Below are 25,174 nucleotides of genomic sequence, written 5' to 3' on the forward strand. Positions count from 1 at the left end.
TGTCCTTTGCGTCTACCAGTGATGGATAAAGCGCTGTGCTGTCGGGTATGGGTAAATATGACTTACCTGCCCATTTTTTATATTTTGTTGTGCCTGTTTCCAAAAGCTAACATCTATAAGCTCTGGATGAGTGCTGAGAAAAAACTTTTTATACATAGGATTAGGCATTACAAATGTACATAACTGCTCTGGAAATACGTCTTGTGGTGCAACAGAGTAACTTTGCTCATCCATTAAATAATCATCGTAACTTTTGGCTTTCGGTAATGCTCTAAAGTTCATATCGGTTAGGTATTGAACTTCATCGTAATCGTAAAAAATAATACGTTTGTGCTTACTGACACCAAAGTTTTTTAAGAGCATATCGCCCGGAAATATATTAACGGCAATCATTTCTTTTAGAGCTTGTCCGTATTCTTCAATTGCATCGGCGGCACTTTCTTCATCAGCATTTTCTAAAAATAAGTTGAGTGGTGTCATGCGCCGTTCAATATATAAATGCTTGATGATCAACCATTCGCCTTCAATTACCATTGATGAGCCAATCGTTTTGTGTAATTGCGCAAGTAAATTACTATCAAAACGCGCCAAAGGAAATACGACGTTAGAATACTCTATGGTATCGGCCATTCTGCCAACGCGATCATGGTTTTTTACTAGTTGATAACGCTTTAATACGGTATCACGGCCGAAGGGCTTACTTTCACCAAATTTGTCTTTTATTACTTTAAATACATAATCAAAAGAGGGAAGGGTAAATACCATCATCACCATACCGGGAGTACCCGGTGCAATTGTAAACTCATCACTAGAGTGAGATAAGTGGTTTAAAAACTCTCGATAAAACTCAGTTTTACCCTGCTTATGAAAACCCACTGCGTTATAGAGCTCAGCAAGTGTTTTGTTTGGCATAAGCTGATTTAAAAACCGAACAAGTGCTGAAGGTGCGTGGGTCTCTACCATAAAATAAGCGCGGGCAAAGCCAAAAATAACACGCATTTGAGATGACTTAGTTAAAAGTGCATCTAAATATAATCCGTTATCTTCATCGTGTAATACAGCGATTATAAAAGGCTGAACCCCACTTTTTGAGACCACACGGCCAACAATATAAGCTGCTTTATTACGATAGAATGGCGTATGTAAAATATCAAAGCGCATTTGCCAAGGTTGATGATGTGTATCGGGTGCTTGTTTATAAAATGCTTTAACAAGAAGGCGAATATCTCGCTCTAAATTTACAAATGGGGCTTTAAAATCAAAATGATTAATAATGCGCTTTATTGTTGGCTTTAGGCCATCAACTACTGGAAAGTATGTCCTATATTCGGCCTCTACAGGCACCGAAGGCGCATCTTTCAAAGTTGCTTCTACGAATATAAAGTCATTATGAAAATAGCGCCTATGGTACAGCCGGCAAAATACAGAGTTATAAAAGGTTTCGGCGAGTTCTGCTTGAGGGTGGAAGCATAAAAAATGTTGATATATTTTTTTAACTTCAAGCCATAGGCTTTCATCAAGCTGTTCTGTTGGGGTTTCTTTTTTTAGAGCTTGTGTGGTTTCGTTAACACGATCATCATAATAGCTGATACGCAAACGGCTAATATCATTAATTGCTTGCCAATCTTTTTTTGCAAAGGCGAGGGGGGCTTTGGCTGTTGTTTTTTGAAATAATTGATAGTGCTTTTTAAAACCCGTTAAAATTAATTCAGCAATATGGCGAGGCTGCATTTGCACTCCTTAATAGTCCCTAGAGCTTATGCTCTATAGTGTTAAGGGTATGTTATTTTAAGTTTAAAACCAAGATAAATATTACACGCTATTTAAGGGAAGGTTATTGGTATTTAGCTATCTTTTTTTCGAGAATTTTAATCTGCTTAGCGATGGCCGATACATCTTTTTTATACTCTTTATTAATCATTTTTAGTTTTTCAGTAATATCTTTAGTAATACGCTTTTTATCATCAACGGCTAGAATATGATTTAACCGTTCTTGTTGTTTATATTCAGCACGCTGCTTATTACGATCAAGTATTGTGAGTTTGTGGTTATTACTGCGTAACTCTGCCTGTAAACCTGATAGGAGCCTTTCACGTTCTAATTCGTTCAGTTGTTTAGTGTAATCAACTTTTGGGCCTGAATACTGATTACCCGTTGTGTTAACTTTATAAGTCGTTGCTTCTTCGTCACAGGGGAGTTGAGAAAAGGTAGTGCCTTTTTCTGTTACACATTTATAGTAAGTTGTATCGCTAAAGCTAAAAAAACTGATAAGTAAAAAGCTAGAATAGAGGATATAGCGAAGAGTTTGAAACATGTCTGTCATCCTTGATTTTTATATTTTGGCTAGCAAAATAATATAAAACTATAACCTAGCTTAGCGATATAGCAAGCTAGGTTATTAGACAGCACCCCCAAGGTTATTGAGTAAAGGTTTTGAGCTTTTTAATGCTCTGTACTAAAAATGGGATGTCGAGTCTTTGTTCAATAGAAAACCCTTCGGCTGCAGATATGTTTTTAAAGTTACCATCTGAGTCAATCAAAGTAATTCTATCTTTTTTATAGGCTATAACTACGCCTTGTGAATAATTAACGCCCATATCATCTTTTTTCTTGTATAAGTTAACGCCCAGCATTGTTTGCTTAGCAATGGCTTTACAATTTAAATATTGGCCAACACTTGTAGCAATTAAATCACTAGGTTGAATAAGGCCATCTACTTTAGAAATACGTTTGTCAGAGCTATATAAAGTTGATGTTGTTACTACTTCTTGCTTGTTGTTGGCAAGACTAAAAGCAAAAACCTGCGTTTTATCATCTCGTACAGTTGGGGTGTCATTACCTTTAATAACTCTAATTGCGCTAACACTATGTGCTTGATCATTAATAAAACTAAGTTCTTCAATGCCAGTTACTTCAATGCTACGGCGTTGACTTTGCCATACAGGAAGTGTTTGCTCAGCTAAAATTGCTGCCTTATAAAAGGCGGGCAAACCATATACTAGGCTAAATAGCGTATCGTCGTGATTCGTTGGCTGTAAAAACTGTTCTGTTTTGTGCAAGTTTTTATTACCGCCCACAAATTTAGCGAGTTGTTGCTGAGTATCAAATACAAAAATATCTATATTAGTTTGTGTGTAGTCCTCGCACTTTTCGAGCGGGCTTGGCATTTGATAATTAATATTTTGATTATTAATTTTTACGTTATGTGCTTGCTCATAGCTTTCTATATCAAGTAAGTCATTTTTAGCCAGTAGGCTTTTAGCTGTTGTAGGATACGAAAGCGGTAATACGTTATCTTGTTTGGTAATATCAAATTTTAAATTAGCATCAGCCCAAATATGAATACTGTGACTAAAAGCAAAACAAATAATTAGCAATGAGATAGCGTATCGAGCAAATTTGAACTGTTTCAAGCGTTCGAGGTGGTGCCATGTGTAATTACTCATAAGCAGCTGAAAGCCTAAAATAAGTAAAACAATACCACTGGCTAAAATTGTGGTTAAGGCAGGTGAGCTTGTTAAACGATGCCACAGTAGAGAAATAATCTCAGGTGAAGCAGATATACTTAGATGATAACCCAAATTAACATACACATAAGCATCAAGGGTAAGCAAAGATGCGCCTAGCGTGGCTATAACAGCGGCCATGCCACGTATGTGTCGTGGGTAGGGGAATATTAAACTAAGCGGAAATACCGTCAGCACAAACGCTAAGAAGGCGATAAAACTAGTATGGCTCAGCCATGTGACTAGCATATAGGTAATGCCTAAAAAGCTTGTAGGTGGCGAGTCTGCAAATAAATAGCTTAAGCTAATAAATAACGCTAAGCCAATGTTGGCAAAGGTAAACCAGTGCCCCCAGCTTAGCAACTGACTCGCTTTTGATGAAAACTGATTGTGCTGCGATAAATTCATAGAGTTTATTTAACCGACTGTGATAGAGCTTTTGCAAAGTTCTCAGTTACGGCTTGTCTTTTCCCTGTTGGTACATGCTCTTTTAAGATATGCGTGATAGAATTTCCTAAACACATAAGACTTAAATCAACCGGCGCATTGTGTTTAGTTAGCACATCAATAAGCTGATCGACGATTTGTTCTACTTCTTCATTAGAGTATTTTGATAAGATTGGCATCAGTTGGTTCAATAAAATAGTTATATTCTCGTATTTTAACACTAGAGGCGTGAAAAACAAAGATGACAACAGACGTTAAAAAATTAGTCGTTCATTATGTAGACAAAAAAGACGACGATACGCAAATTCACCTTCGAAATGATGAGATGATCATCAACGATAAAGTGGCCGTTTTTATCGAACAATTACATCATGCATACAATGGTAAACCCGGTAAAGGTTACTGTGCATTCAGTGGTGATAAAAACAGTGTTGTAGCATCTGCAATGCAAAGCTACCGTAACGATGAACTAGGCTTTTGGCATATGACCGAGCAAGCTTCAACGGTTTTAAAAGAAGAGCTTGATAAGTACGCATTTAATGAAACAGGGTACTTAGTTTTTTGTCATTATCAGTACGTTGCTACTGATTATATGTTAATTGCGATGATTAATATTAAAGAGCATTACTCTATGACTTCAGAGCTTGATTTAGCGGCTTCTCGTCATTTAGATATATCTCGCATGCAACTTGCAGCGCGCATTGATTTAACAGCATGGGATACGCAAGCAGAAGATAATCGTTATATTTCGTTTATCAAAGGACGAGCTGGACGTAAAGTTGCTGACTTTTTCTTAGACTTTTTAGGTTGTGAAGAGGGGATTGATTCTAAACAGCAAAGCCAAGTAATGCTTAGTGCGGTAGAGGATTATTTATCAGAGCAACAGTTTGATAAATCAGAAAAAGACGATTTACGTAAACAAGTATTTGATTACTGTAATGATTGCGTAACCACAGGCGAAGATGCAAGTGTGAGCGAGCTATCTGCAACGCTTACAAAAGGTGATGACAGCCCGTTTGATAGTTTTTGCAAAGAGCAAAGCTATGACTTGGAAGAAACTTTCCCCGTTGATAAAAAAACAGTAACCAGTATGGTTAAGTTTTCAGGCCTTGGTGGTGGTGTAAGTGTAAGCTTTGAACGTAAACACTTAGGTGAGCGCGTAACGTACAACGAAGCAACCGATACACTTGTAATTAAAGGTATTCCGCCAAACTTAAAAGATCAGCTACAACGTTTTATGGAAAGTGAAAGCGAGTAAATTTAACAAGTTAAGTTAAAAAGCTGATTTAAGAGCGCGATATTTATATCGCGCTTTTAGAGGCAGTGATAGATCGAAAAAGATTATTATTTTATGTCTTCTCATGCGTTTCTCTTTGTGAATAGTGTTTTATTTAAGCAGTTAAAAGCTGCGCTTTTCACGTGAGCAAGCTCAACGTCTACCGGCAAGGTGTAGATGTGGGTTTAACTTGTAGGCGCTAAGCTTGCTTGCGCGAAAAGCATCGCTTTTATGTATTTAGTCTTTTGATAGGTCAGGCTTTTAGACGTTTAAACAAAAAAGCCCCGCTATTTATTAAATAGCGGGGCTTTTTAATGAGTGTTAGTTATTAATCAACACTCATTGTTTTAGTCGTTGCAGAGCTAGCACGACCAGCAGGTTTGATAGAACCTGCACGTAAACCACTGTCTGGCACTAGTTCACGTTTATCGTGAGCCATTGCTACAGATGTATGTTTTACTTCGCTATCAGCTACAGGAGTAGGCTGTGCCATTGGCGCACTTGCAGACCCTTGAGTTACCGCTGTTTTCACATGCGGTGCTTTAGTCACAACAGGAGTTTCAGCTTTTGCTGGAGCTTCAGTTACTACTGGCGTTTCAACTTTAGCAGGCTCTTCAGTTACTACTGGCGCTTCAACTTTAGCAGGTTCTTCAGCAACTACTGGCGCTTCAACTTTAGCAGGTTCTTCAGCAACTACTGGCGCTTCAACTTTAGCTGGTTCTTCAGTTACTACTGGCGTTTCAACTTTAGCAGGCTCTTCAGTTACTACTGGCGTTTCAACTTTAGCAGGCTCTTCAGTTACTACTGGCGTTTCAACTTTAGTTGGCTCTTCAGTTACTACTGGCGTTTCAACTTTAGCTGGTTCTTCAGTTGCTACTGGCGTTTCAACTTTAGCTGGCTCTTCAGTTACTACTGGAGTTTCAACTTTAGCTGGCTCTTCTACAGCTTCAACTTTTGCTAAGTCTTCAACGGCAACGGCTTGTTCAACTTGTTGCGCTGCATCCACAGGTGTTTCTTCAGATTTAGCTTTGAGCTCTGCTTCATATTCTGCAGCGGCTTGATCAGCAACTGGAACAAATGCAGGAGCTTCATCAGATTTAACTTCTGCTTCACCTTCAGGACGACGACGACGTTGACCAGATGCACGAAGATGACGAGGAGAACGGCGTGAGCGTGTACGTGTTTGCTCTTGCTCGTCTTCAGTAGTTGCTGTTTCATCGTTAGAATCAACAGTTTCAATATCAACTTTCTCTTCTTTAATATGCGCTGTTTTTTCTGCCGGAGCTTGTGTTTGCTTTTCTACAACAGGTGCTTGCTCTTGAACTTGTGGCGTGTCAGTCACTACCGCTTGTTCAGGTGTTTGCTCTGTTGAGTTAGCTTGCTCAGCGTTTTCATCTTGCAGACGTACTTTTTTACGTATGTTACGACGTTGACGGCGAACTTTAGGCTTTTGCTCTTTAGGTTCTGCAGCTTGAGCTGGCTTAGAATCAGTTTCTACTTCTGCTTTTATAGGGGCTTCAGTTTTAACTTGATCTTTGTCTTCGTTTTTATGCTCTGGGCGCTTACGAGAGTTAGGGTTACGACGACGCTTATTACGGTTCTCGTTTCTCTCTTGAGTCTCGGTGCTTGCTGCTGGTGAGTCTGTTTTAACTTCCTCTTCAGCTGCAGGGCGCTCGTTGCGTGGTTTATTTGTGCGCGGGTTATTATTACGACGACGTTGATTGTTATTACGACGACGATTATCGTTCCCACGACGAGCGTTATTACGCGCTTCTTGCTGCTCTTTTTCTACAGCTTCTTTTTTATCTTCTTCAGATTCACTTGCAAATAACGACTTAAACCAATTACCAATAACAGCTAGTAAGCCACCTTCAGTTTTAGTTTGTACAACAGCCGCTGGTGCTACTGCTTTAGCTGGAGCAGCTTGTGGAGCTGGAGTAGAAGGCATTACCACGCCTTTTAACATTGGCTCTTCACGTACTGGAGTACTTGGTGATTTTGACATCTCAAATACTTCAGGCTCTGGTGCAACAACTTGTCCGTAGCTTACTGTTTCAAGTGTTTCGTCTTTACGTAAACGCATAACTTCGTAATGTGGTGTTTCCATATGTTGATTAGGAATAATCACTACGTCACATTTGTGATGCTTTTCAATGCGATGAACACTACGACGTTGCTCATTTAATAAATAAGCAGCAACGGCAACAGGCACTTGTGCATTTACTTGTGCTGTATTGTCTTTAATTGCTTCTTCTTCAATTAAACGAAGAATAGAAAGTGCGATAGATTCATTTGAACGAATAGTACCTTGTCCACTACAACGTGGGCATGGGCCTTGGCTTGCTTCACCTAATGAAGGACGCAGGCGCTGACGCGACATTTCAAGTAAACCAAAGCGTGAAATTTTACCAATTTGAACACGCGCACGATCTGGACGAGCAGCATCTTTTAAACGATTCTCTACTTCACGTTGATGACGTGGAGGCGTCATATCGATAAAGTCGATAACAATTAAACCACCTAAGTCACGAAGACGTAATTGACGTGCAATCTCATCAGCGGCTTCTAAGTTAGTATTAAGTGCTGTTTCTTCAATATCGCCGCCTTTAGTTGCTTTAGACGAGTTGATATCGATAGACGTTAGTGCTTCAGTTGGGTCAATTACAATTGAACCACCAGAAGGCAGACGTACTTCACGCTGGAACGCAGACTCAATTTGGCTTTCAATTTGGTAATGCGTAAATAAAGGAGTGTCGCCTTGATAAAGCTTAACACGGCTCATAAAGTCAGGACGAAAACGCTCAATGTGCGCTTTAGCTTCTTCAAAAACACGTGGTTTATCAATTAAAATTTCGCCAATATCACGACGTAAATAATCGCGTATCGCACGGAATATTACATTGCTTTCTTGGTGTATTAAAAATGGCGCTTTAGCACTATCGGCTGCTTGTCTAATTGCTTCCCAATGTACTAATAATGCTTTTAAATCGTAGTTTAATTCTTCAAACGATTTACCAACACCGGCAGTACGCACAATTAAGCCCATACCTTTAGGAAGTTCTAAACGACCCAATGCTTCTTTAAGTTCAGTACGTTCATCACCTTCAATGCGACGAGAAATACCGCCAGCACGTGGGTTGTTAGGCATAAGCACTAAGTAGCTACCAGCAACACTGATAAAAGTAGTTAACGCAGCGCCTTTTTGGCCACGCTCTTCTTTATCAACTTGTACTATAACTTCTTGACCTTCTTTTATTACGTCGCGAATATTAGGGCGACCATGAAAAGTGTAACCTGCAGGGAAGTAAGTACGGGCAATTTCTTTTAAAGGAAGGAAACCATGGCGGTCAGCACCGTAATCAACAAATGCTGCTTCAAGAGATGGTTCAATGCGAGTGATTTTGCCTTTATAAATATTGGCTTTTTTCTGTTCGTGACCTGGGCTTTCGATATCTAAATCATAAAGGCGTTGGCCATCTACCAGTGCTACGCGCATTTCTTCTTGCTGCGTTGCATTGATTAGCATACGTTTCATATTGTTACTCTACTTATTTATGTCGCTGACATGACGATGTTTTTATCGCCTGTTCAGTTGTCCCTATTTTTAGAATGTGCAGCCTCACGACTGGGTCTTTAACGGAACGGCTCTGTATCTCGTATGCAGTATTTTAAATGCTGGCAAACAATAGCAATTATTATCGCTATTAAATTCTTAATGGTGCTAAAACTGTCGGCTTTTCAGCTACGTTTACAAGTTTTACCCAGAAGTCGGCCTGTCATATTAATCTTACTAAATATCATTCATATTAGGCGCGTAGGGCTCATTAAGTTGGTGAGCAATACATACTGATGTATCGCTAATATCCGTTTTAAGAGCAAAAATCGCTGCCGATGTTAATGAACGCTTATTTATTAGATTTTTTTAGTTCTAAATAAGCTGCTGTACGGTACTACAATAATTGAGCGAGTGCTGAACGACGTTTTTTACGTCGTCACTATCAGACAAATTATCTGTTCATTGCTTTCTCTAGCACGTTAAAAATCGTTTCATGTTCAAGCTTAACCAGCAATATATTACGCGCATTGCCGTTAATTGAGCGCACGTGTTAACTGAGGAGACATAAAAGCTTTGGAAAACTTAACTCGGATCTGTATGATCGGCTACCCAGAATGTGCATCACGAATGTTTTAATGTGTTAAAAAGCACCGTTGTTATTTGCAAATACTAAATATTTGCGCTGCTGATTATCCCACTATTATTACAGTGTTAGCAACTAAATTATTTTACTTAAATTAGTGATTAGGCAATGTCAGAAAAAAACGACTTACAAGTAACTTATGTCACGATCAACGAAGACCATTTAGGTCAGCGTATTGATAACTTTCTTATTACCCATTTAAAAGGGGTGCCTAAAAGCGCTATTTATAAACTTTTGCGCAAAGGTGAGGTACGCGTTAATAAAAAGCGTATTAAGCCTGTATATAAATTGCAGCTTGACGATGTACTTCGTATTGCCCCTATTAGGGTTGCTGAGCGTGAAGAATTTGTTCCATCAAAATTAGACAAAGTAACGCGCCTTGAAAACGATATTTTATTTGAAGATAAATACCTCATCGTTATCAATAAGCCATCAGGTATGGCTGTTCATGGTGGCAGTGGCTTAAGTTATGGTTTAATTGAAGCACTACGCGCACTTCGCCCAGAAGAACGTAGCCTTGAGCTAGTTCATAGGCTTGACCGTGACACATCGGGTTGTTTACTTATCGCGAAGCGTCGTTCGGTGTTAACCGCATTGCATGAGCAACTTCGTGAAAAAACAATGGAAAAAAATTATTGGGCGCTTGTAGAAGGGCAGTGGGACTCTAAAACTAAAAACGTAACCGAAGGGCTGCGTAAAAACACGCTTAAATCGGGTGAGCGTGTAGTACGCGTAGATAACACTGAGGGTAAACCTTCACATACTCGCTTTAAGGTACTAGAGCGCTTTAATGATTGCTCATTGGTACAAGCATCGCCTGTAACAGGACGTACGCACCAAATTCGTGTGCACACGCAATGTAAAGGCCACCCAATAGCGTGCGATGATAAATACGGCGATCAGGGTTTTGACGATTCTATGCGTAAAGTTGGTTTAAACCGATTGTTTTTACACGCACACGATTTAACTTTTTATCATCCTAAAAACGAAACAACGATGCGAGTAGAAGCACCGCTGGATAAAACGCTTAAAAGTACATTACTAAAATTACGTGATGCAAAACTATGATTGCAGTGACTCCAATTAAAAAATATAAGCTCGTTATTTTTGATTGGGACGGCACAGTTATGGATTCAGTCACTAAAATAGTTAACTGTATTCGAAGTAGTGCTGAGTTACTTAACATTGTGCCACCAAGTGATTTAGCAATTAAGAATATTATTGGTATGTCGCTTGAAAAAGCAATTGATGTTTTATTTCCCAATAATGCAGCGCAGCATCAAGCGTTAATTTCTGGTTATAAGCATCAGTATAGTGTGGATACCACACCTACTCCTGTATTTGACAATGTTGCCAGCGTTTTAGGTACCTTAAAAGAGCAGGGCATTATTTTAGCCGTTGCTACAGGTAAAGGTCGAGGTGGATTAGAGCGTTTACTTGAAAAAAGTAAATTGCGCCATTTTTTTAGTGCAACGCGTATTAGGGCCTGTTGACCTTTCAGGATTAAATTTGCTCAATCTAGGGGCGATTTAATCGCGGCGTGAAGTTTGTAACCTAGTGGGCTAAGTAAAAACCGAGCAACAAAGAGTAAATCGCCCCTAGGCAGAACCCTTCGGGCAGCGCATGTTTGGCATTTATGCTGCGTTATCGCCTATTTATGGGGAATAACCACACTACATAGGCTCTGTCTTGCCTAAATACCAAACAGTCTGCTGCAAATTTAACCTCGAAAGATAAACAGGCCCTAGCGACGAAGCGCAATCTAAGCCATCTCCAGATATGTTGTATCAATTACTAGAAGAGCTTGGCATAAACGCTAATGACGCTGTAATGATTGGTGACACTCAAATAGACATGAACATGGCAAAAGCCGCTGGCATGGATAGAATTGGTGTAACTATGGGTGTACACAACGCTCAGCAACTAAATGAACTTAGCCCCGTTGCAACGGTAGATAACTATCTGCAGCTGCAACAGATTTTGCTTGGCTAATTTATTTAACTAGAACTTGTTTTGAGCAGTAAGCACATCAATACCAAACTCAGCCAGTAATTGGCTGAGTTTAATTAACGGCAATCCAATTAAACTATTAGGATCGTCTCCGCTTAACTTTTCAAATAAACAAATACCCAACCCTTCACTCTTAAAACTACCAGCACAGTTATAAGGCTGCTCTGCGTCGCAATAAGCACTAATTTGTGCGTCACTAAGTATTTTAAAAGTAACATCAAAGGGTTCAACACACGTTTTTTTAGCGCCAGTTACAATATCGTAAACACAAAGCCCTGTTAAAAATGTTACAGTATTACCGCTAAATAAATTTAGTTGTTTTACGGCATTTTGTTTATTATGTGGTTTACCTAAAATTTGATTGTTAAACACAGCAACTTGGTCTGATCCAATAGCTAACCCTTTGTTAAAGTGTTTATTAGCTGCTGAGGCTTTTAATTCACTTAAACGCTTAACCAGTTCAGTAGGTGTTTCGGCTTCAAGTGCTGATTCGTCAACATCCGGTGAAAACGTATCAAATGGTAAATTAAATTTTTGTAATAAAGACTGCCTAAAAGGCGAGCTTGACGCTAAGATAAGTGAGTGCTTCACGGACTGTTTTCCTTCAATAATTCAGATTGAGTTAGGATAAATCAGATCCGTGAGTAAAACACGTTAAAAACCAAGTAAAAATGGTTTTTTACTTTGACTAACAAACTAACTATCTATATGATGCAGCCCCTATGCAAAAGGTGAAAATTCCCATCACTCTTCATCCAGGCAAAGCAGCGCAGCACCGTTTAAAGTATGACGGAATTGTACCGCTTGAAAAACTTACTCGTTTAGAGAAAGTTGTGCAGGAAGAAGTAGGTGAAATAGCGGTAAAAATACATTGCAAAAACGATGATCAAGGTTTCGCTGTGATTAGAGGCAATTTGTCCACACACGTTACTGTCATTTGTCAACGTTGTAATGGTGATTTAGGGTTGGATTTGGTTCAAGACTTTGCATATTCACCAGTAGGTGAAGATACAGAGTTGGATATTTTTCCAGAAGACTACGATGAAGTAGCGCTTGATGAAAATGGTGAAATTAACGTTTTTGATTTAATTGAAGACGAGCTAATTTTAGCAGTTCCATTAGTGGCTACCCACAACGAAGCTTCATGCAGTTATTCAGCAAAGCCTGCCAGCTTTGGTGTATTAAAGGCGGAAGATGATAAACCTAATCCATTTGATATTTTGAAACAACTTAAGAAAGATTCTTAGGAGAAGACTATGGCTGTACAAAAAAGCAAAAAGTCTCGTGCAAGACGCGGCATGCGCCGTTCACACGATGCGATCAGTGGTCCAACTTTAACTGTAGATCAAACATCTGGTGAGACTCATCGTCGTCACCATGTGACTGCAGATGGTTACTACAAAGGCGTTCAAGTAATTTCTAAATAAGAGATTACTTATATGCTGAAAGATCTAACCATAGCGTTAGATATGATGGGGGGCGATTACGGCCCCCGTTCATCTATTCCTGCTGCCGTTTGTGCGGTAAATGCTCATGCCAATTTAACTCTCATTTTATGTGGCAATGAACACGTTATATCTAAAGAACTCGAATCCCTCGATTCTCTACCTCATCCTAGACTCATAATTCGTCACTGTAGTGAAATAGTCACTAATGCATGTGAACCTGCAATTGCTGTGCGTTCAAAAAAAGATTCATCTATGCGTGTTGCCCTTGATTTAGTTAAATCGGGCGAGGCTCAAGCATGTGTCAGCTCCGGTAATACCGGCGCACTATTTTTTATGGCTCACTATGTATTAAAAATGCTGCCAGGTGTTAAACGTGCCGCACTCATTTCGTCTGTTCCTACAGAGCTTAAAAACCCAGTATATTTACTCGACTTAGGTGCTAATGTGCATTGTGATGCGCAAATGCTCTATCAGTTTGGCATTATGGGCTCTATTGTTGCAGGACAAGCACTTGGTTTGGATAATCCTCGCGTTAGTTTATTAAATATTGGCGCTGAGGACATTAAAGGCCACGACGACATTAAACAAGCTGCACAGTTAATGCAGCAAAGCCCACATATTAATTATATTGGTTACAGCGAAGGAAGTGATATTTTTTCGGGTAAGGCTGATGTTATTGTATGCGAAGGATTTGTGGGTAACGTGGCACTTAAAACATGCGAAGGCATTGCCAAGCTTATTATGAATAAGTTTACAGCCGCACTCGAAAAGCACCTTTTATATAAATGTATGGCGTTTATATTGCGTCCAATAATAAAAAAACTCTATAAAAGGGTGAACCCCGACCAGTATAACGGTGCTTCTCTGGTAGGATTGCGCGGTATTGTCGTTAAAAGTCATGGAAATGCGTCAGCTAAAGCATTTCAAGCAGCAATTGATGAAGCGGTAAAAGAGGTTGAACGTCAACTTCCTGATAAAATAGCCGCTATTTTCGAAAAAACACATTCTAAAGACACGGCGGTTAATCAATAATTGATGTGCCGTGTATTTCATTATTTATTTGTTTAATTAAAAAGAGCAAAGTATGGCACAAAAAATTGCACTTCTATTCCCAGGTCAAGGCTCACAAAGCGTGGGTATGTTACAAGAGCTACTAGAGAGCTCTGACATTGTTAAAGCAACATTTGCAGAAGCATCAGACGCACTGGGTTACGACTTAGCAGAGCTAGTTCTTAATGGTCCTGAAGAAAAATTAAATCAAACTCACCGCACACAACCTGCATTACTAACTGCAAGTGTTGCTATTTACCGTGATTGGTTAGCGGCTAACCCTGATACAGACGTTGTTATGGCCGGTCACAGCTTAGGTGAATACTCAGCGTTAGTATGTAGCGACGTACTAAGCTTGAGCGAAGCCGTAAAGCTTGTTGAAAACCGTGGTTTATACATGCAAGAAGCTGTGCCAGCAGGCGTAGGCTCAATGGCTGCTATTATTGGCTTAGGCGATGAAGAAATTAAAGCGGCGTGTGCTGCCTCAGCGCAAGGTGAGGTTGTATCTCCAGTTAACTACAATTCTCCGGGTCAAGTTGTTATTGCAGGGCACAAAGCGGCAGTAGATAGAGCATCGCAAGCATGTAAAGACGCAGGTGCTAAACGCGCATTACCACTTTCTGTTAGCGTACCTTCACATTGTGAACTAATGAAGCCAGCAGCTGATAAGCTAGCAGCTGATTTAGCCGCTTTAACATTTAATACACCTAAGTGTGATGTAATTAATAATGTTGATGTAAAAGCACAAGCGTCAGCTGATGCAATTAAAGATGCACTAGTACGCCAGCTTTACAGCCCAGTCCGCTGGACAGAAACAGTACAAGCCTTGGTTGCACAAGACGTAACACAAAGCTACGAATTTGGTCCTGGTAAAGTATTAACAGGACTTGCTAAACGAATTGATAAAGCAATGGTTTGTGGTTCGGTAAACGACGCCGCTTCAATCGCTGCAGCTAAATAAGAGTATATAAAATGTCTAATTTATTTTCTTTAGAGGGCAAAGTTGTCCTAATTACTGGCGCCAGCCGTGGTATTGGTAAAGCAATTGCAAACACATTAGTTGCACAAGGCGCTAAAGTTGCAGGTACTGCAACAAGTGAGTCAGGCGCTGCTAAAATTAGTGAGTACCTAGGTGAAAATGGTAAAGGTTATGCATTAAACGTGACCGATCCTGCATCAATAGAAGCAACACTTGCTGCAATAAAAGCAGATTTAGGCGATATTGACGTACTTGTAAATAATGCAGGTATCACACGCGATAACTTATTAATGCGTATGAAAGAGACTGAGTGGGAAGATATTATCGACACCAACTTAAGCTCAGTTTTCCGTTTATCTAAAGCGGTACTTCGTCCAATGATGAAGAAAAAGAAAGGCCGTATTATTAACATTGGCTCAGTAGTGGGTACTATGGGTAATGCAGGTCAAGCTAATTATGCAGCAGCTAAAGCGGGTGTAATTGGTTTTTCTAAGTCACTTGCGCGCGAAGTTGCATCACGCGGTATTACAGTTAACGTAATCGCACCTGGTTTTATTCAAACAGACATGACTGATGATTTAACTGATGAGCAAAAAGCAGCAACACTTGCAAATGTTCCAGCAGGGCGTTTAGGCCAACCTGACGAAATTGCGGCTGCAGTATGTTATTTAGCATCTGACGCGGCTGCGTATGTATCAGGCGAAACTTTGCATGTAAATGGCGCGATGTACATGGTTTAATCGCCATTGTACCTAGATTGCTACTTGATAAAGTTAAGTAAGTTACCTCAAAAACATTGAATTATTTGTGAACTTGCTTTAAACATACTTGAAATCGCTGTGAAAATAAGCGATAAATGACAAAACACACACTCAGAGGTTTGACCAGACAATTATTTATGGTCAAATCATTGAATCAGAGAATTATGCGGCGTAAACTACGCCGCAATCTGAAAATAACGCATTGGCGTTTTTAATAAAGGAAAGAAGAATGAGCGATATCCAAGAACGCGTAAAGAAAATTATCATTGAACAACTAGGTGTTAAAGAAGAAGAAGTTAAAAATGAATCTTCTTTCGTAGATGACCTAGGTGCAGATTCTCTTGATACTGTTGAACTAGTAATGGCTCTTGAAGAAGAGTTTGATACTGAGATCCCAGATGAAGAAGCTGAGAAGATCACTACAGTACAAACTGCTATCGATTACGTAACAGCACACGCTGAGTAATTAATCGCACGTTAAAGGCAGCATCCGCTGCCTTTAATTTTTTATATCCAAACCACCTCAAAGTTCGTGATCCAAAACTTAAATCTCCATGCTCAATTTTAGCTAAAAATTAATTTTGATTGTGTTATGCGTTTTTAATCTATTTTGGGACTAGCACTTTGAGGTAGCTTGGGTATGATCATCCCCTTGTAAAATATCCCTTATTGGAGGCAAACCGTGGCTAAACGTCGAGTCGTCGTAACTGGCTTAGGAATGTTGACGCCGCTAGGTAATGATGTTCAATCAACCTGGCAAGGCTTATTAGATGGTAAAAGTGGCATTCAAACAATAACGCACTTTGATACATCAAAATTTGGTACTAAATTCGCTGGTTTAATAAATGACTTTGATGCAACTGCATACATGTCAGCGAAAGATACTAAAAAAATGGACTTGTTTATTCAGTACGGCATTGCAGCGGGTGTTCAAGCCTTTAAAGATTCAGGCCTTGAAATTACTGAGCAAAACGCAACACGTATAGGTGTAGCTGTAGGTTCAGGTATTGGTGGCTTAACACTTATCGAAGAAAACCACATTAAACTATTAAACAGTGGTCCGCGCAAGTTATCGCCATTTTATGTGCCGTCTACCATTATTAATATGATCTCAGGTCATTTATCAATGATGCATGGACTTCGTGGTCCAAATATTTCAATTGTAACTGCCTGTACTACTGGTTTGCATAATATTGGCCATGCAGCTCGCATGATTGCCTACGGTGATGCAGATGCAATGGTTGCTGGCGGTGCAGAAAAAGCGTGTACCCCAATTGGTATGGGTGGCTTTAATGCTGCGCGTGCACTTTCAACACGTAACGACTCGCCACAAGCGGCTTCTCGCCCTTGGGATAAAGACCGCGATGGCTTTGTGCTTTCTGACGGTGCTGGTGTTGTTGTAGTTGAAGAGTACGAACATGCTAAAGCACGTGGCGCTAAAATTTATGCTGAGCTTGTAGGCTTTGGTATGAGTGGCGACGCGTACCACATGACGTCACCACCAGAAGATGGTGCGGGCGCGGCACTTGCAATGCAAAACGCACTAAATGATGCGCAAGTAAATGCAGAGCAAATTGGTTACATTAACGCACACGGCACATCTACAAACGCAGGCGATAAAGCAGAAACTGCCGCTGTTAAGTCTATTTTTGGTAATGCAGCTAAAGATGTAATGGTAGGCTCGTCTAAATCGATGATGGGTCACTTGTTAGGTGCTGCAGGTTCGGTTGAATCGATTATTTCGATTTTATCGCTGACAGTTCAAAAAGTGTCGCCAACTATCAACCTTGATAACCCAGACGAAGGGTGTGACTTAGATTACATTGCTCACACTGCACGTGATGCAAAGTTAGACTTTGCATTATGTAACTCGTTCGGTTTTGGTGGTACTAATGGCTCGTTGCTATTTAAAAAGGTATAATCTTTTTTAACAACGAATCAAATTATAAGAGCTCAGTTGTTTAACTGGGCTTTTTTTATATGCCAAACAAAATGCAAACAATAATAGCAGCAGATCAAAACAGCACTTTAAGCACGCGTGACAGGGGCTTAAATTACGGTGATGGCTTTTTTACAACGGCTAAGGTTATTGAAGGGCAAGTACAGTATTGGGCTCATCATAAAGCGCGTTTGATTGAATGCGCAGAGCGCTTGAGTTTTCCTGAGTTAGACTTTATTAGCCTTGAAAACCAAATTACTCACTATATAAAAAACGCAAAGCTAAATGTGCTTAAAATATTGGTAACGCGAGGCGAAGGCGGACGTGGTTATGGGCTGCCAAGTGAGTGTAATGTCACTATATTATTGAGTGTATTAGATTACCCGAGTAATTACAGTGCGATTGCTAAAAAGGGTGTAAATCTCGAAATAAGCCCGATTAAATTAGCGGCACAGCCTTATTTAGCAGGCCTTAAAACATTAAACCGGCTTGAGCAAGTACTAATTAAAAAAGAAATGCAAACACAAGACTGCGACGATGTACTCGTGCTTGATTACAATAACAATGTAATTGAAGCTTCAGCAGCTAATATTTTTGCGATTAAAAATAAGTGTGTGTTTACGCCATTGCTTGATGAGTGCGGAATAAAGGGCGTTTATCTACAATCGTTATGTGATAAATTGCCTGTTGAATTTAAACGCGTAAAAGTAGAAGACTTAACCCAAGCAGACGCCGTATTTGTGTGTAATAGCTTAATGGGAGCAGTACCTGTTAAACGTATTGAGCAACAGGTGTTTAATACAGATGATAGCCATGCATTATTAACTAAATTATTAGCCAAGGAGGCTGAGTGTTAAAAGTTATTTTATCGGTACTTTTTTTAGCTGTTATAACCACTACTATTGGTTATCAGCAATTACAAGCAACAATAAATAGCCCACTAAAGGTAGCTAAAAGCACACAATTTGAAGTTAAGCATGGCACTGGTTTTAATAAATTATGTCAGCAATGGCAAACTAATAACTGGGTGGAGAGTTGCTGGCGTTATCAGGTAATTGCCAAATTAGACCCAACACTTACCGACTTAAAAGCGGGGCTTTACGAGCTAACAGCCGATAGCGTTATCAACAACGTAAAAAAAATTAATCAAGGCCAGCAAATCAATTTTAGTTTTACCATAATTGAAGGGCAAAACTTACGTGAAGTACTAAGTGCTATTAAAAAGGCCGATAATTTACAAAACGATTTAAAAACTGACGAACTAAGTACTCAAATACTGGGTAATAATACGCATCTAGAAGGGTGGTTATTTCCCGACACTTACCATTATCATAATAACGATACTGCAAGCAGTGTATTAAAACGTGCCGCACAAAAAATGCAGCAAACGTTAGACGATGCTTGGCAGCAGCGCGCAGCTGATCTCCCTTACAAAACAGCATACAAAGCACTTATAATGGCCTCAATTATTGAAAAAGAAACAGGCCTTGCTAGCGAGCGTCCGCTAATTGCATCAGCGTTTGTTAATAGATTAAATACTAATATGCGCTTACAGACAGACCCAACCGTAATATACGGACTAGGCGCCGATTTTGATGGCGATATTAAATACAAAGATTTGCGCGATTATACGCCTTACAATACATATCGCATTAATGGCTTGCCGCCAACACCAATTGCAATGCCTTCAAAAGCCGCTATTTTAGCAGCGGTTAATCCGCCTCAAAGTGAATACGTTTACTTTGTAGCAAAAGGCGATGGTACCGGCAGCCACCAATTTTCAACCACGTTAAAGCAGCATAATGCGGCAGTTAAAACGTATATATTAAATAAAAAGAATTAAGTTTTATGAAATCAAAATTTATAGTAATAGAAGGGCTAGAAGGCGCGGGTAAATCAACCGCTATTTCGTTATGCCAAGACTTTTTAAACAAACAAAAAATAGACTTCATTAATGTCCGCGAACCTGGCGGCACACCATTGGCTGAATCGCTTCGTACGCTTGTAAAAGCAGAACATGAAGAAGAAATCGCCTTTGAAACCGAGCTGCTTATTATGTACGCAGCTCGTTCGCAGTTAATGCACAATGTTATTACCCCAGCGCTTGATAAAGGCCAATGGGTACTTGCCGATCGTCATGATTTATCATCTCAGGCTTATCAGGGCGGTGGGCGTGGTATTAGCTCAAATACATTAGCTTCACTTTCTTCAATGGTGTTAAAGGGCTTAAAGCCCGATTTAACTATTTACCTCGATATTGACCCAGTGATAGGCCTTGAACGTGCAAAAGGGCGTGGTGAGCTTGATCGTATTGAACAAGAAGCTATTGAGTTTTTTCAGCGTACACGTATGCGTTATGTTGAGCTTGCTAATGACGACAACACAATTAAAACGGTCGATGCAAACCAAAGTATTGATAAAGTACATCGTGATATAACCAATGTACTGCATTCATTTTTTGAAGGCCTAAAATAATATGCCATTGCCTTGGCTACATGATACTCAAGCACGTTTAGCACAAAGTTATCGCGCAGAGCGTTTTCATCATGCGCAATTATTTTGTGGGCCTGTTGGCGTAGGTAAATTTGAATTAAGTGATGAGCTTGGTAATGCTTTGTTATGCCAAAATATAGCTAAGCAGGTAGCTGCGCAAAACAGTATGCTAAAACCTTGCGGGCAGTGTAAAAGCTGCTTACTTACTCTTGCTGGCACTCATCCCGACAAGCGCTTAACGCAAGTTGATGGGCAAAGCATAGGCGTAGATGATATACGTGGCATTAGTGATTTTATGAACCACTCAGCTGCGCAAAATGGCAATAAAGTAGCGATAATCGAAAATTGCGAAAAAATGACCACTGCAGCCGCTAACGCATTGTTAAAAACACTTGAAGAGCCAACTAATAGCCGCTTTTTAATATTAACCACAAGCCAACCAGCACAGCTTCCTGCAACTATTTTAAGTCGTTGTGCTAAAAGTGACGTAAAAATAACAAATACGGCACTTGCTCAGCAATGGCTAGAGACTTTAGATATACCTAACTATAGTTGGTTAGCACTTTTTTATAACCAACCGCTGCAAGTAAAGCATTGGCAACAGCAAGACCAGCTAAAAAATATTGATACACTGTATAAGTTTGCAACTGAGTTTAAACAAAGCCATAATTTCAAAGCGTTAGTCGATATAATAAATAAACAGCCTGAGCTTGTTCGTATATTTACTTTGTTTTTAAGCGTGCAACTAAAGCAGCAATTACTGCAAGGTATGAGTTTTGACGCTTATCAAAGTGCGCAAAATGCATTAGGCGAGTTCTTACAAAATAACACACAAGTACTTGGCCTTAATTTACCGCTTGCTGTATCACGATTAGCATACACATTGCGAAATTCTTAAAAGGATTAATCATGCAAGAACTACTAGTAGACATAGACGATTTAGACGAGTTATACCGTTGTTATATGCCTTACTTAAAAAAAGGCGGCTTATTTGTACGTACTAATATGCGTTACGAAGCAGGGCATTCGCTAGCACTTAGAGTTACCTTGCCCGATGCACTAGAAGATGACGTAGTAACAGGTAAAGTGTCGTGGATCACACCACAAGGCGCACAAAGCTCTAACCCTCCGGGTATTGGTATTAGCTTTTTAGATGATAAAACAAACCTAAACGCTAAAATCGAAAAGCTACTTGGGACTATGTTAAACTCAGGCGATCAAACATATACCATGTAGTTATAGGGTCGGTTTTTCATTGAGATTAACGCTACCCTATATTGGGTTCTTTTAATTGCTAACATAATAAATTAAAAGAACAAATTTAAACCCTGAACATAATACAGGCCTTATAGTGATTGTAGATTCTCATTGCCATTTAGACCGTCTTGATTTTGATAAACTAGACTTAAACCTTGACCAAGTTCTCGATAAAGCGCGTGCAAAGCAAATAGAGCACTTTTTATGTGTAAGCGTAACCCTTGATCAGTTTCCAAGCATGCTTGATAAAATTAAGCATTACGACGATGTATCAGCCTCATGCGGTGTACATCCACTTGATCAAAAAGACGCCCTTAATAAACAACAACTAATCGACTTAGCTTCACATGAAAAAGTCGTTGCTATTGGCGAAACGGGTCTTGATTACTACTATTCAAAAGATACTCATGCAGTGCAGCAAGCCAGCTTTGTTGGGCATATTGAAGTGGCTAACGAATTACAAAAACCGTTAATTATCCATACTCGTGATGCCCGCGCCGACACTATTAATTTAATGCGTGAGCACAAAGCCGAAAACTGCGGTGGCGTACTGCATTGTTTTACCGAAGACTGGGATATGGCTAAAAAAGCCATAGACATGGGCTTTTATATTTCTATTTCGGGCATTGTTACCTTCAAAAATGCTATTGAACTAAAAGAAGTAGTAAAGCAAATACCGCTAGATAGATTACTAATAGAAACCGACTCGCCTTATTTAGCACCGGTACCGTATCGTGGGCAAACAAATCAGCCAGCGTACGTAGAAGATGTTGCTTATTATATTAGTGAGCTTAAAGGCATTAGCTTTAACGAGCTTGCTAAAGCGACTACAGAAAATTTTTATTCTTTATTTAAATTAGCAGCTAAAGGCTAAATACATGATTAATCACACGGCAAACCTTCCTATTTTACTAATGGGGCCAATGGTGCGCCGTGCAGAGCAAATTGGAGTCTGCATTCAGTTTGCTACCTCCAAATCGGCTAGCTGCCAAGTAAACTTATTAAATGTAGAGTGTTATAGCGAACAACAAATTATCGCTTTAGGCCAGCACTTATACCTGCATTTTATTGTTATAAAACCAGTAGAAAATTTGTTTCCTGTAGATAAATTATTAAGTTATGAGCTCATCATTGACGATGCAATAATTGATTTATCGCCTTGGTGTTATAGCAATCAAACTACGCCTGCATTTGTAATCCCCAATAAACTCAGTGATATTTTGCATGGCTCGTGCCGTAATGCACACCACCCAGCAAAAGACAGCTTAGTGTCTGCAAGTCACTGGCAAAATACTCAGCGCGGTAATAATAACCAAGGTGCACAATTGTTATTACTGAGCGGCGATCAGGTTTATGCCGATGACGTAGCAGGGCCCATGTTGTTAATTATTCATCAGTTAATTAAAGCCTTAGGTATCTATAAAGAGCAACCACTGGCAATTGAGCTACCGGTCGATATAAATGAGCAACTTTATAATCGTCACTTATATTTACCAAAAACGCCTTGGCAAAAACGCTCAAAGTTAGGTGTGGGTTATTGGCTAAAAAAAGACGAGCCGCATTTTTCAAGTGTAAAAGCATATAACCACCTTATCCATTTTGAAGAATATATAGCACTTTATTTATTAAACTTTAGCGGTGCTGCATGGCAGTGCGTCGATATACAAAACACGGCATACGCTGGAAAAAATCAAAAATATAAAACTATTTTTAACGCCGAAAAATCAGCGTTGATTGACTATGCAAAAGGCTTAACTGAAGTAGAGCGGTTGTTTGCCAATGTATCTACGCTAATGATGTTTGACGATCACGATGTAACTGACGATTGGAACCTCACCGCTGGGTGGGAGCAAGCTATAAATGAAAACCCAAGTAGTAAACGAATCATTAATAACGGGCTAATTAGCTATTGGTTGTTCCAAGGTATGGGGAACGATGCACTAAATAAAACGGGTGAGCTCTTAACTCCCTTTAAGCAAAGTAAAAACAACAACAATATTTGGCAGTTTAAAGCATTTGATAAACCACTAAACGATTTTAGTTTTTGGCATTACGAACTTAATACAATACCCAAAGTAGTGGTGCTAGATACACGTACGCACCGCTGGCGAAATGAGCAAAACTTTAACGAGCCCTCAGGTTTACTTGATTGGGAACGTCTAACAGAGCTTGAAGAAAGCCTATTAAGCCACGACCAAGTTATTATTGTATCGCCAGCGCCTGTATTTGGTGTTAAATCAATAGAAGCGATTCAGGCTGCTTTTAATATATGTGGTCAACCGCTCATGGTTGATGTAGAAAACTGGATGGCGCACGAAGGCTCGGCCAAAAAGCTACTCGATACCTTTAGACGAACTGACACCCCAAACGAAACCCTTATTTTATCTGGTGATGTACATTACTCATTTTGCTTTTCGGTGCAAAAGCGTTTTGGCGATCATCCCAATCGAATTTGGCAACTAACCGCCAGTGGTATTAAAAACGAATTTCCGCGTAAATTAATAAACATACTCGATAAACTCGATTCAATTTTATATGGCCCCAAAAGCCCCTTAAACTTTTTTACCAAACGCTGGCACATGGAAGTAGATAAACACCAAACCATAGGCGAAGGGCAAAAATACTTAGTAAGCGACTCAGCTATTAGTTTAATAACACTAGAGCAAGGAAACTTAGCCCGCTACCAACTTATACATGGTGAAGGGCATTTAACTGAGTTTGATTTAGAAGATAAATAATAAGTTACTCATAAATGTAAAAGCGTTGCTTTTAAACGCCAGCAAGCAGCGCGTCTACAAGTGAGTTTAACCACAGTGTTAAATTTTACCGGTAGACGTAGAGCTTGCTCACGTGAGAAGCGAAGCTTCTCATTACTTAAAAAATGGGTCTCAACACCGAGAGTACAAAGGCGCCTTATGCTACACCGGAGTTTTTCAAGTTAGTTGCCGCATCAAGTGAGTTTAACCGCAGTGTTAAACTTTACCGGTAGACGTAGAGCTTGCTCACGTTAGAAGCGAAGCTTCTCATTACTTAAAAAATTGGTCTCAACACCGAGAGTACAAAGGCGCCTTATGCTACACCGGAGTTTTTCAAGTTAGTTGTCGCATCGAGTTAATTTATTATTGATATACCAGCGAGTTCGGTTAAACATAAAAGCGTTGCTTTTAAACGCCAGCAAGCAGCGCGTCTACAGGTTATGCTTGAGTGTGGTTTTTACTTGTAGACGCTGAGCTTGCTCGCGTGAGAAGCGAAGCTTCTCATTACTTAAAAAATTGGTCTCAACACCGAGAGTACAAAGGCGCCTTATGCTACACCGGAGTTTTTCAAGTTAGTTGTCGCATTGAGTTAATTTATTATTGATATACCAGCGAATTCGATTAAATATAAAAGCGTTGCTTTTAAACGCCAGCAAGCAGCGCGTCTACAAGTGAGTTTAACCGCAGTGTTAAATTTTACCGGTAGACGTAGAGCTTGCTCACGTGAGAAGCGAAGCTTCTCATTACTTAAAAAATTGGTCTCAACACCGAGAGTACAGAGGCGCCTTATGCTACACCGGAGTTTTTCAAGTTAGTTGTCGCATCGAGTTAATTTATTATTGATATACCAGCGAGTTCGATTAAATATAAAAGCGTTGCTTTTAAACGCAAGCAAGCAGCGCGTCTACAAGTGAGTTTAACCACAGTGTTAAACTCACTTGTAGACGTAGAGCTTGCTCACGTTAGAAGCGAAGCTTCTCATTACTTAAAAAATTGGTCTCAACACCGAGAATACAGAGGCGTCTTATGCTACACCGGAGTTTTTCAAGTTAG

The 25,174-nt window shown here is 39.7% G+C and carries 22 protein-coding genes and 2 pseudogenes; 18 read left to right on the plus strand and 6 right to left on the minus strand.

Going from position 1 to position 25,174, the window contains the following annotated elements; genetic code table 11:
• Positions 1–12 precede the first annotated feature (12 nt).
• From aceK to PX700_RS06870, 4 genes are all read right to left on the minus strand, one after another.
• Positions 13–1,731, minus strand: coding sequence for a bifunctional isocitrate dehydrogenase kinase/phosphatase (aceK, locus tag PX700_RS06855; protein WP_415635780.1), 1,719 nt, complete (start codon positions 1,729–1,731; stop codon positions 13–15).
• Between the two features lie 103 nt (positions 1,732–1,834).
• Positions 1,835–2,314 (minus strand): DUF4124 domain-containing protein, encoded by a 480-nt coding sequence (locus PX700_RS06860; RefSeq protein WP_479520289.1) that lies wholly within the window; start codon positions 2,312–2,314, stop codon positions 1,835–1,837.
• A 103-nt stretch (positions 2,315–2,417) separates the two neighbouring features.
• Entirely contained in the window at positions 2,418–3,914 is a 1,497-nt protein-coding gene (locus PX700_RS06865) for a DUF3413 domain-containing protein (RefSeq protein WP_479520290.1), read from the minus strand.
• A gap of 5 nt (positions 3,915–3,919) precedes the next feature.
• Positions 3,920–4,132: a YejL family protein gene (locus tag PX700_RS06870; RefSeq protein WP_007375276.1), complete on the minus strand. Its 213-nt coding sequence runs from the start codon at positions 4,130–4,132 to the stop codon at positions 3,920–3,922.
• Positions 4,133–4,194: 62 nt separating this feature from the next.
• Here PX700_RS06870 and yejK point away from each other — a divergent pair, with 62 nt between their 5' ends.
• Positions 4,195–5,211, plus strand: a complete 1,017-nt coding sequence (gene yejK / locus PX700_RS06875; protein ID WP_479520291.1) for a nucleoid-associated protein YejK — start codon at positions 4,195–4,197, stop codon at positions 5,209–5,211.
• Positions 5,212–5,557: 346 nt separating this feature from the next.
• On the opposite strand, the gene rne is transcribed toward yejK, so the two are convergent.
• Positions 5,558–8,764, minus strand: a complete 3,207-nt coding sequence (gene rne / locus PX700_RS06880; RefSeq protein ID WP_479520292.1) for a ribonuclease E — start codon at positions 8,762–8,764, stop codon at positions 5,558–5,560.
• Positions 8,765–9,536: 772 nt separating this feature from the next.
• Between rne and rluC the strand changes: the two genes are divergently transcribed.
• From rluC to PX700_RS06895, 3 genes and pseudogenes are all read left to right on the plus strand, one after another.
• Positions 9,537–10,496: a 23S rRNA pseudouridine(955/2504/2580) synthase RluC gene (gene rluC / locus PX700_RS06885; RefSeq protein WP_415635784.1), complete on the plus strand. Its 960-nt coding sequence runs from the start codon at positions 9,537–9,539 to the stop codon at positions 10,494–10,496.
• Positions 10,493–10,906 (plus strand): annotated as a pseudogene (locus tag PX700_RS06890) (HAD hydrolase-like protein); the annotation flags it as partial. The gene rluC and the pseudogene PX700_RS06890, both read left to right, overlap by 4 nt.
• A 259-nt stretch (positions 10,907–11,165) precedes the next feature.
• Positions 11,166–11,420 (plus strand): annotated as a pseudogene (locus PX700_RS06895) (HAD family hydrolase); the annotation flags it as partial.
• A 9-nt stretch (positions 11,421–11,429) separates the two neighbouring features.
• Here PX700_RS06895 and PX700_RS06900 read toward each other — a convergent pair.
• Complete coding sequence (locus PX700_RS06900) at positions 11,430–12,029, minus strand: Maf family protein (protein WP_479520293.1); 600 nt, start codon at positions 12,027–12,029, stop codon at positions 11,430–11,432.
• Positions 12,030–12,160: 131 nt separating this feature from the next.
• Between PX700_RS06900 and yceD the strand changes: the two genes are divergently transcribed.
• The 14 genes from yceD (at position 12,161) to PX700_RS06970 (ending at position 24,103) form a co-directional block, all read left to right on the plus strand.
• Positions 12,161–12,685, plus strand: a complete 525-nt coding sequence (gene yceD / locus PX700_RS06905) for a 23S rRNA accumulation protein YceD (protein ID WP_166421419.1) — start codon at positions 12,161–12,163, stop codon at positions 12,683–12,685.
• A 9-nt stretch (positions 12,686–12,694) separates the two neighbouring features.
• Entirely contained in the window at positions 12,695–12,865 is a 171-nt protein-coding gene (gene rpmF, locus PX700_RS06910; protein ID WP_002962381.1) for a 50S ribosomal protein L32, read from the plus strand.
• A gap of 12 nt (positions 12,866–12,877) precedes the next feature.
• Positions 12,878–13,918, plus strand: a complete 1,041-nt coding sequence (plsX, locus tag PX700_RS06915) for a phosphate acyltransferase PlsX (RefSeq protein WP_479520294.1) — start codon at positions 12,878–12,880, stop codon at positions 13,916–13,918.
• Positions 13,919–13,970: 52 nt separating this feature from the next.
• Complete coding sequence (gene fabD / locus PX700_RS06920) at positions 13,971–14,897, plus strand: ACP S-malonyltransferase (RefSeq protein WP_479520295.1); 927 nt, start codon at positions 13,971–13,973, stop codon at positions 14,895–14,897.
• An 11-nt stretch (positions 14,898–14,908) separates the two neighbouring features.
• Positions 14,909–15,655: a 3-oxoacyl-ACP reductase FabG gene (fabG, locus tag PX700_RS06925; protein WP_479520296.1), complete on the plus strand. Its 747-nt coding sequence runs from the start codon at positions 14,909–14,911 to the stop codon at positions 15,653–15,655.
• Between the two features lie 250 nt (positions 15,656–15,905).
• On the plus strand, positions 15,906–16,142 hold the full coding sequence (gene acpP / locus PX700_RS06930) for an acyl carrier protein (protein ID WP_002962377.1): 237 nt from the start codon (positions 15,906–15,908) through the stop codon (positions 16,140–16,142).
• Positions 16,143–16,358: 216 nt separating this feature from the next.
• The gene (gene fabF, locus PX700_RS06935) at positions 16,359–17,597 is read left to right on the plus strand and encodes a beta-ketoacyl-ACP synthase II (protein WP_479520297.1); all 1,239 of its coding nucleotides are present in this window, start codon (positions 16,359–16,361) and stop codon (positions 17,595–17,597) included.
• A 59-nt stretch (positions 17,598–17,656) separates the two neighbouring features.
• On the plus strand, positions 17,657–18,472 hold the full coding sequence (gene pabC, locus PX700_RS06940) for an aminodeoxychorismate lyase (protein WP_479520298.1): 816 nt from the start codon (positions 17,657–17,659) through the stop codon (positions 18,470–18,472).
• Complete coding sequence (gene mltG, locus PX700_RS06945; protein WP_479520299.1) at positions 18,466–19,458, plus strand: endolytic transglycosylase MltG; 993 nt, start codon at positions 18,466–18,468, stop codon at positions 19,456–19,458. Before pabC ends, mltG begins: the two co-directional genes overlap by 7 nt.
• A gap of 5 nt (positions 19,459–19,463) precedes the next feature.
• Complete coding sequence (gene tmk, locus PX700_RS06950) at positions 19,464–20,090, plus strand: dTMP kinase (RefSeq protein ID WP_007585737.1); 627 nt, start codon at positions 19,464–19,466, stop codon at positions 20,088–20,090.
• A 1-nt stretch (position 20,091) separates the two neighbouring features.
• Positions 20,092–21,006 (plus strand): DNA polymerase III subunit, encoded by a 915-nt coding sequence (locus PX700_RS06955; protein WP_121954227.1) that lies wholly within the window; start codon positions 20,092–20,094, stop codon positions 21,004–21,006.
• Positions 21,007–21,017: 11 nt separating this feature from the next.
• Positions 21,018–21,344, plus strand: coding sequence for a PilZ domain-containing protein (locus PX700_RS06960; RefSeq protein WP_002962367.1), 327 nt, complete (start codon positions 21,018–21,020; stop codon positions 21,342–21,344).
• A gap of 115 nt (positions 21,345–21,459) precedes the next feature.
• Complete coding sequence (locus tag PX700_RS06965; protein ID WP_007585741.1) at positions 21,460–22,239, plus strand: TatD family hydrolase; 780 nt, start codon at positions 21,460–21,462, stop codon at positions 22,237–22,239.
• Between the two features lie 4 nt (positions 22,240–22,243).
• Complete coding sequence (locus PX700_RS06970) at positions 22,244–24,103, plus strand: alkaline phosphatase D family protein (RefSeq protein ID WP_479520300.1); 1,860 nt, start codon at positions 22,244–22,246, stop codon at positions 24,101–24,103.
• The last annotated feature ends 1,071 nt before the right edge of the window (positions 24,104–25,174 follow it).

This window comes from Pseudoalteromonas sp. TP27 (genome assembly GCF_056470645.1).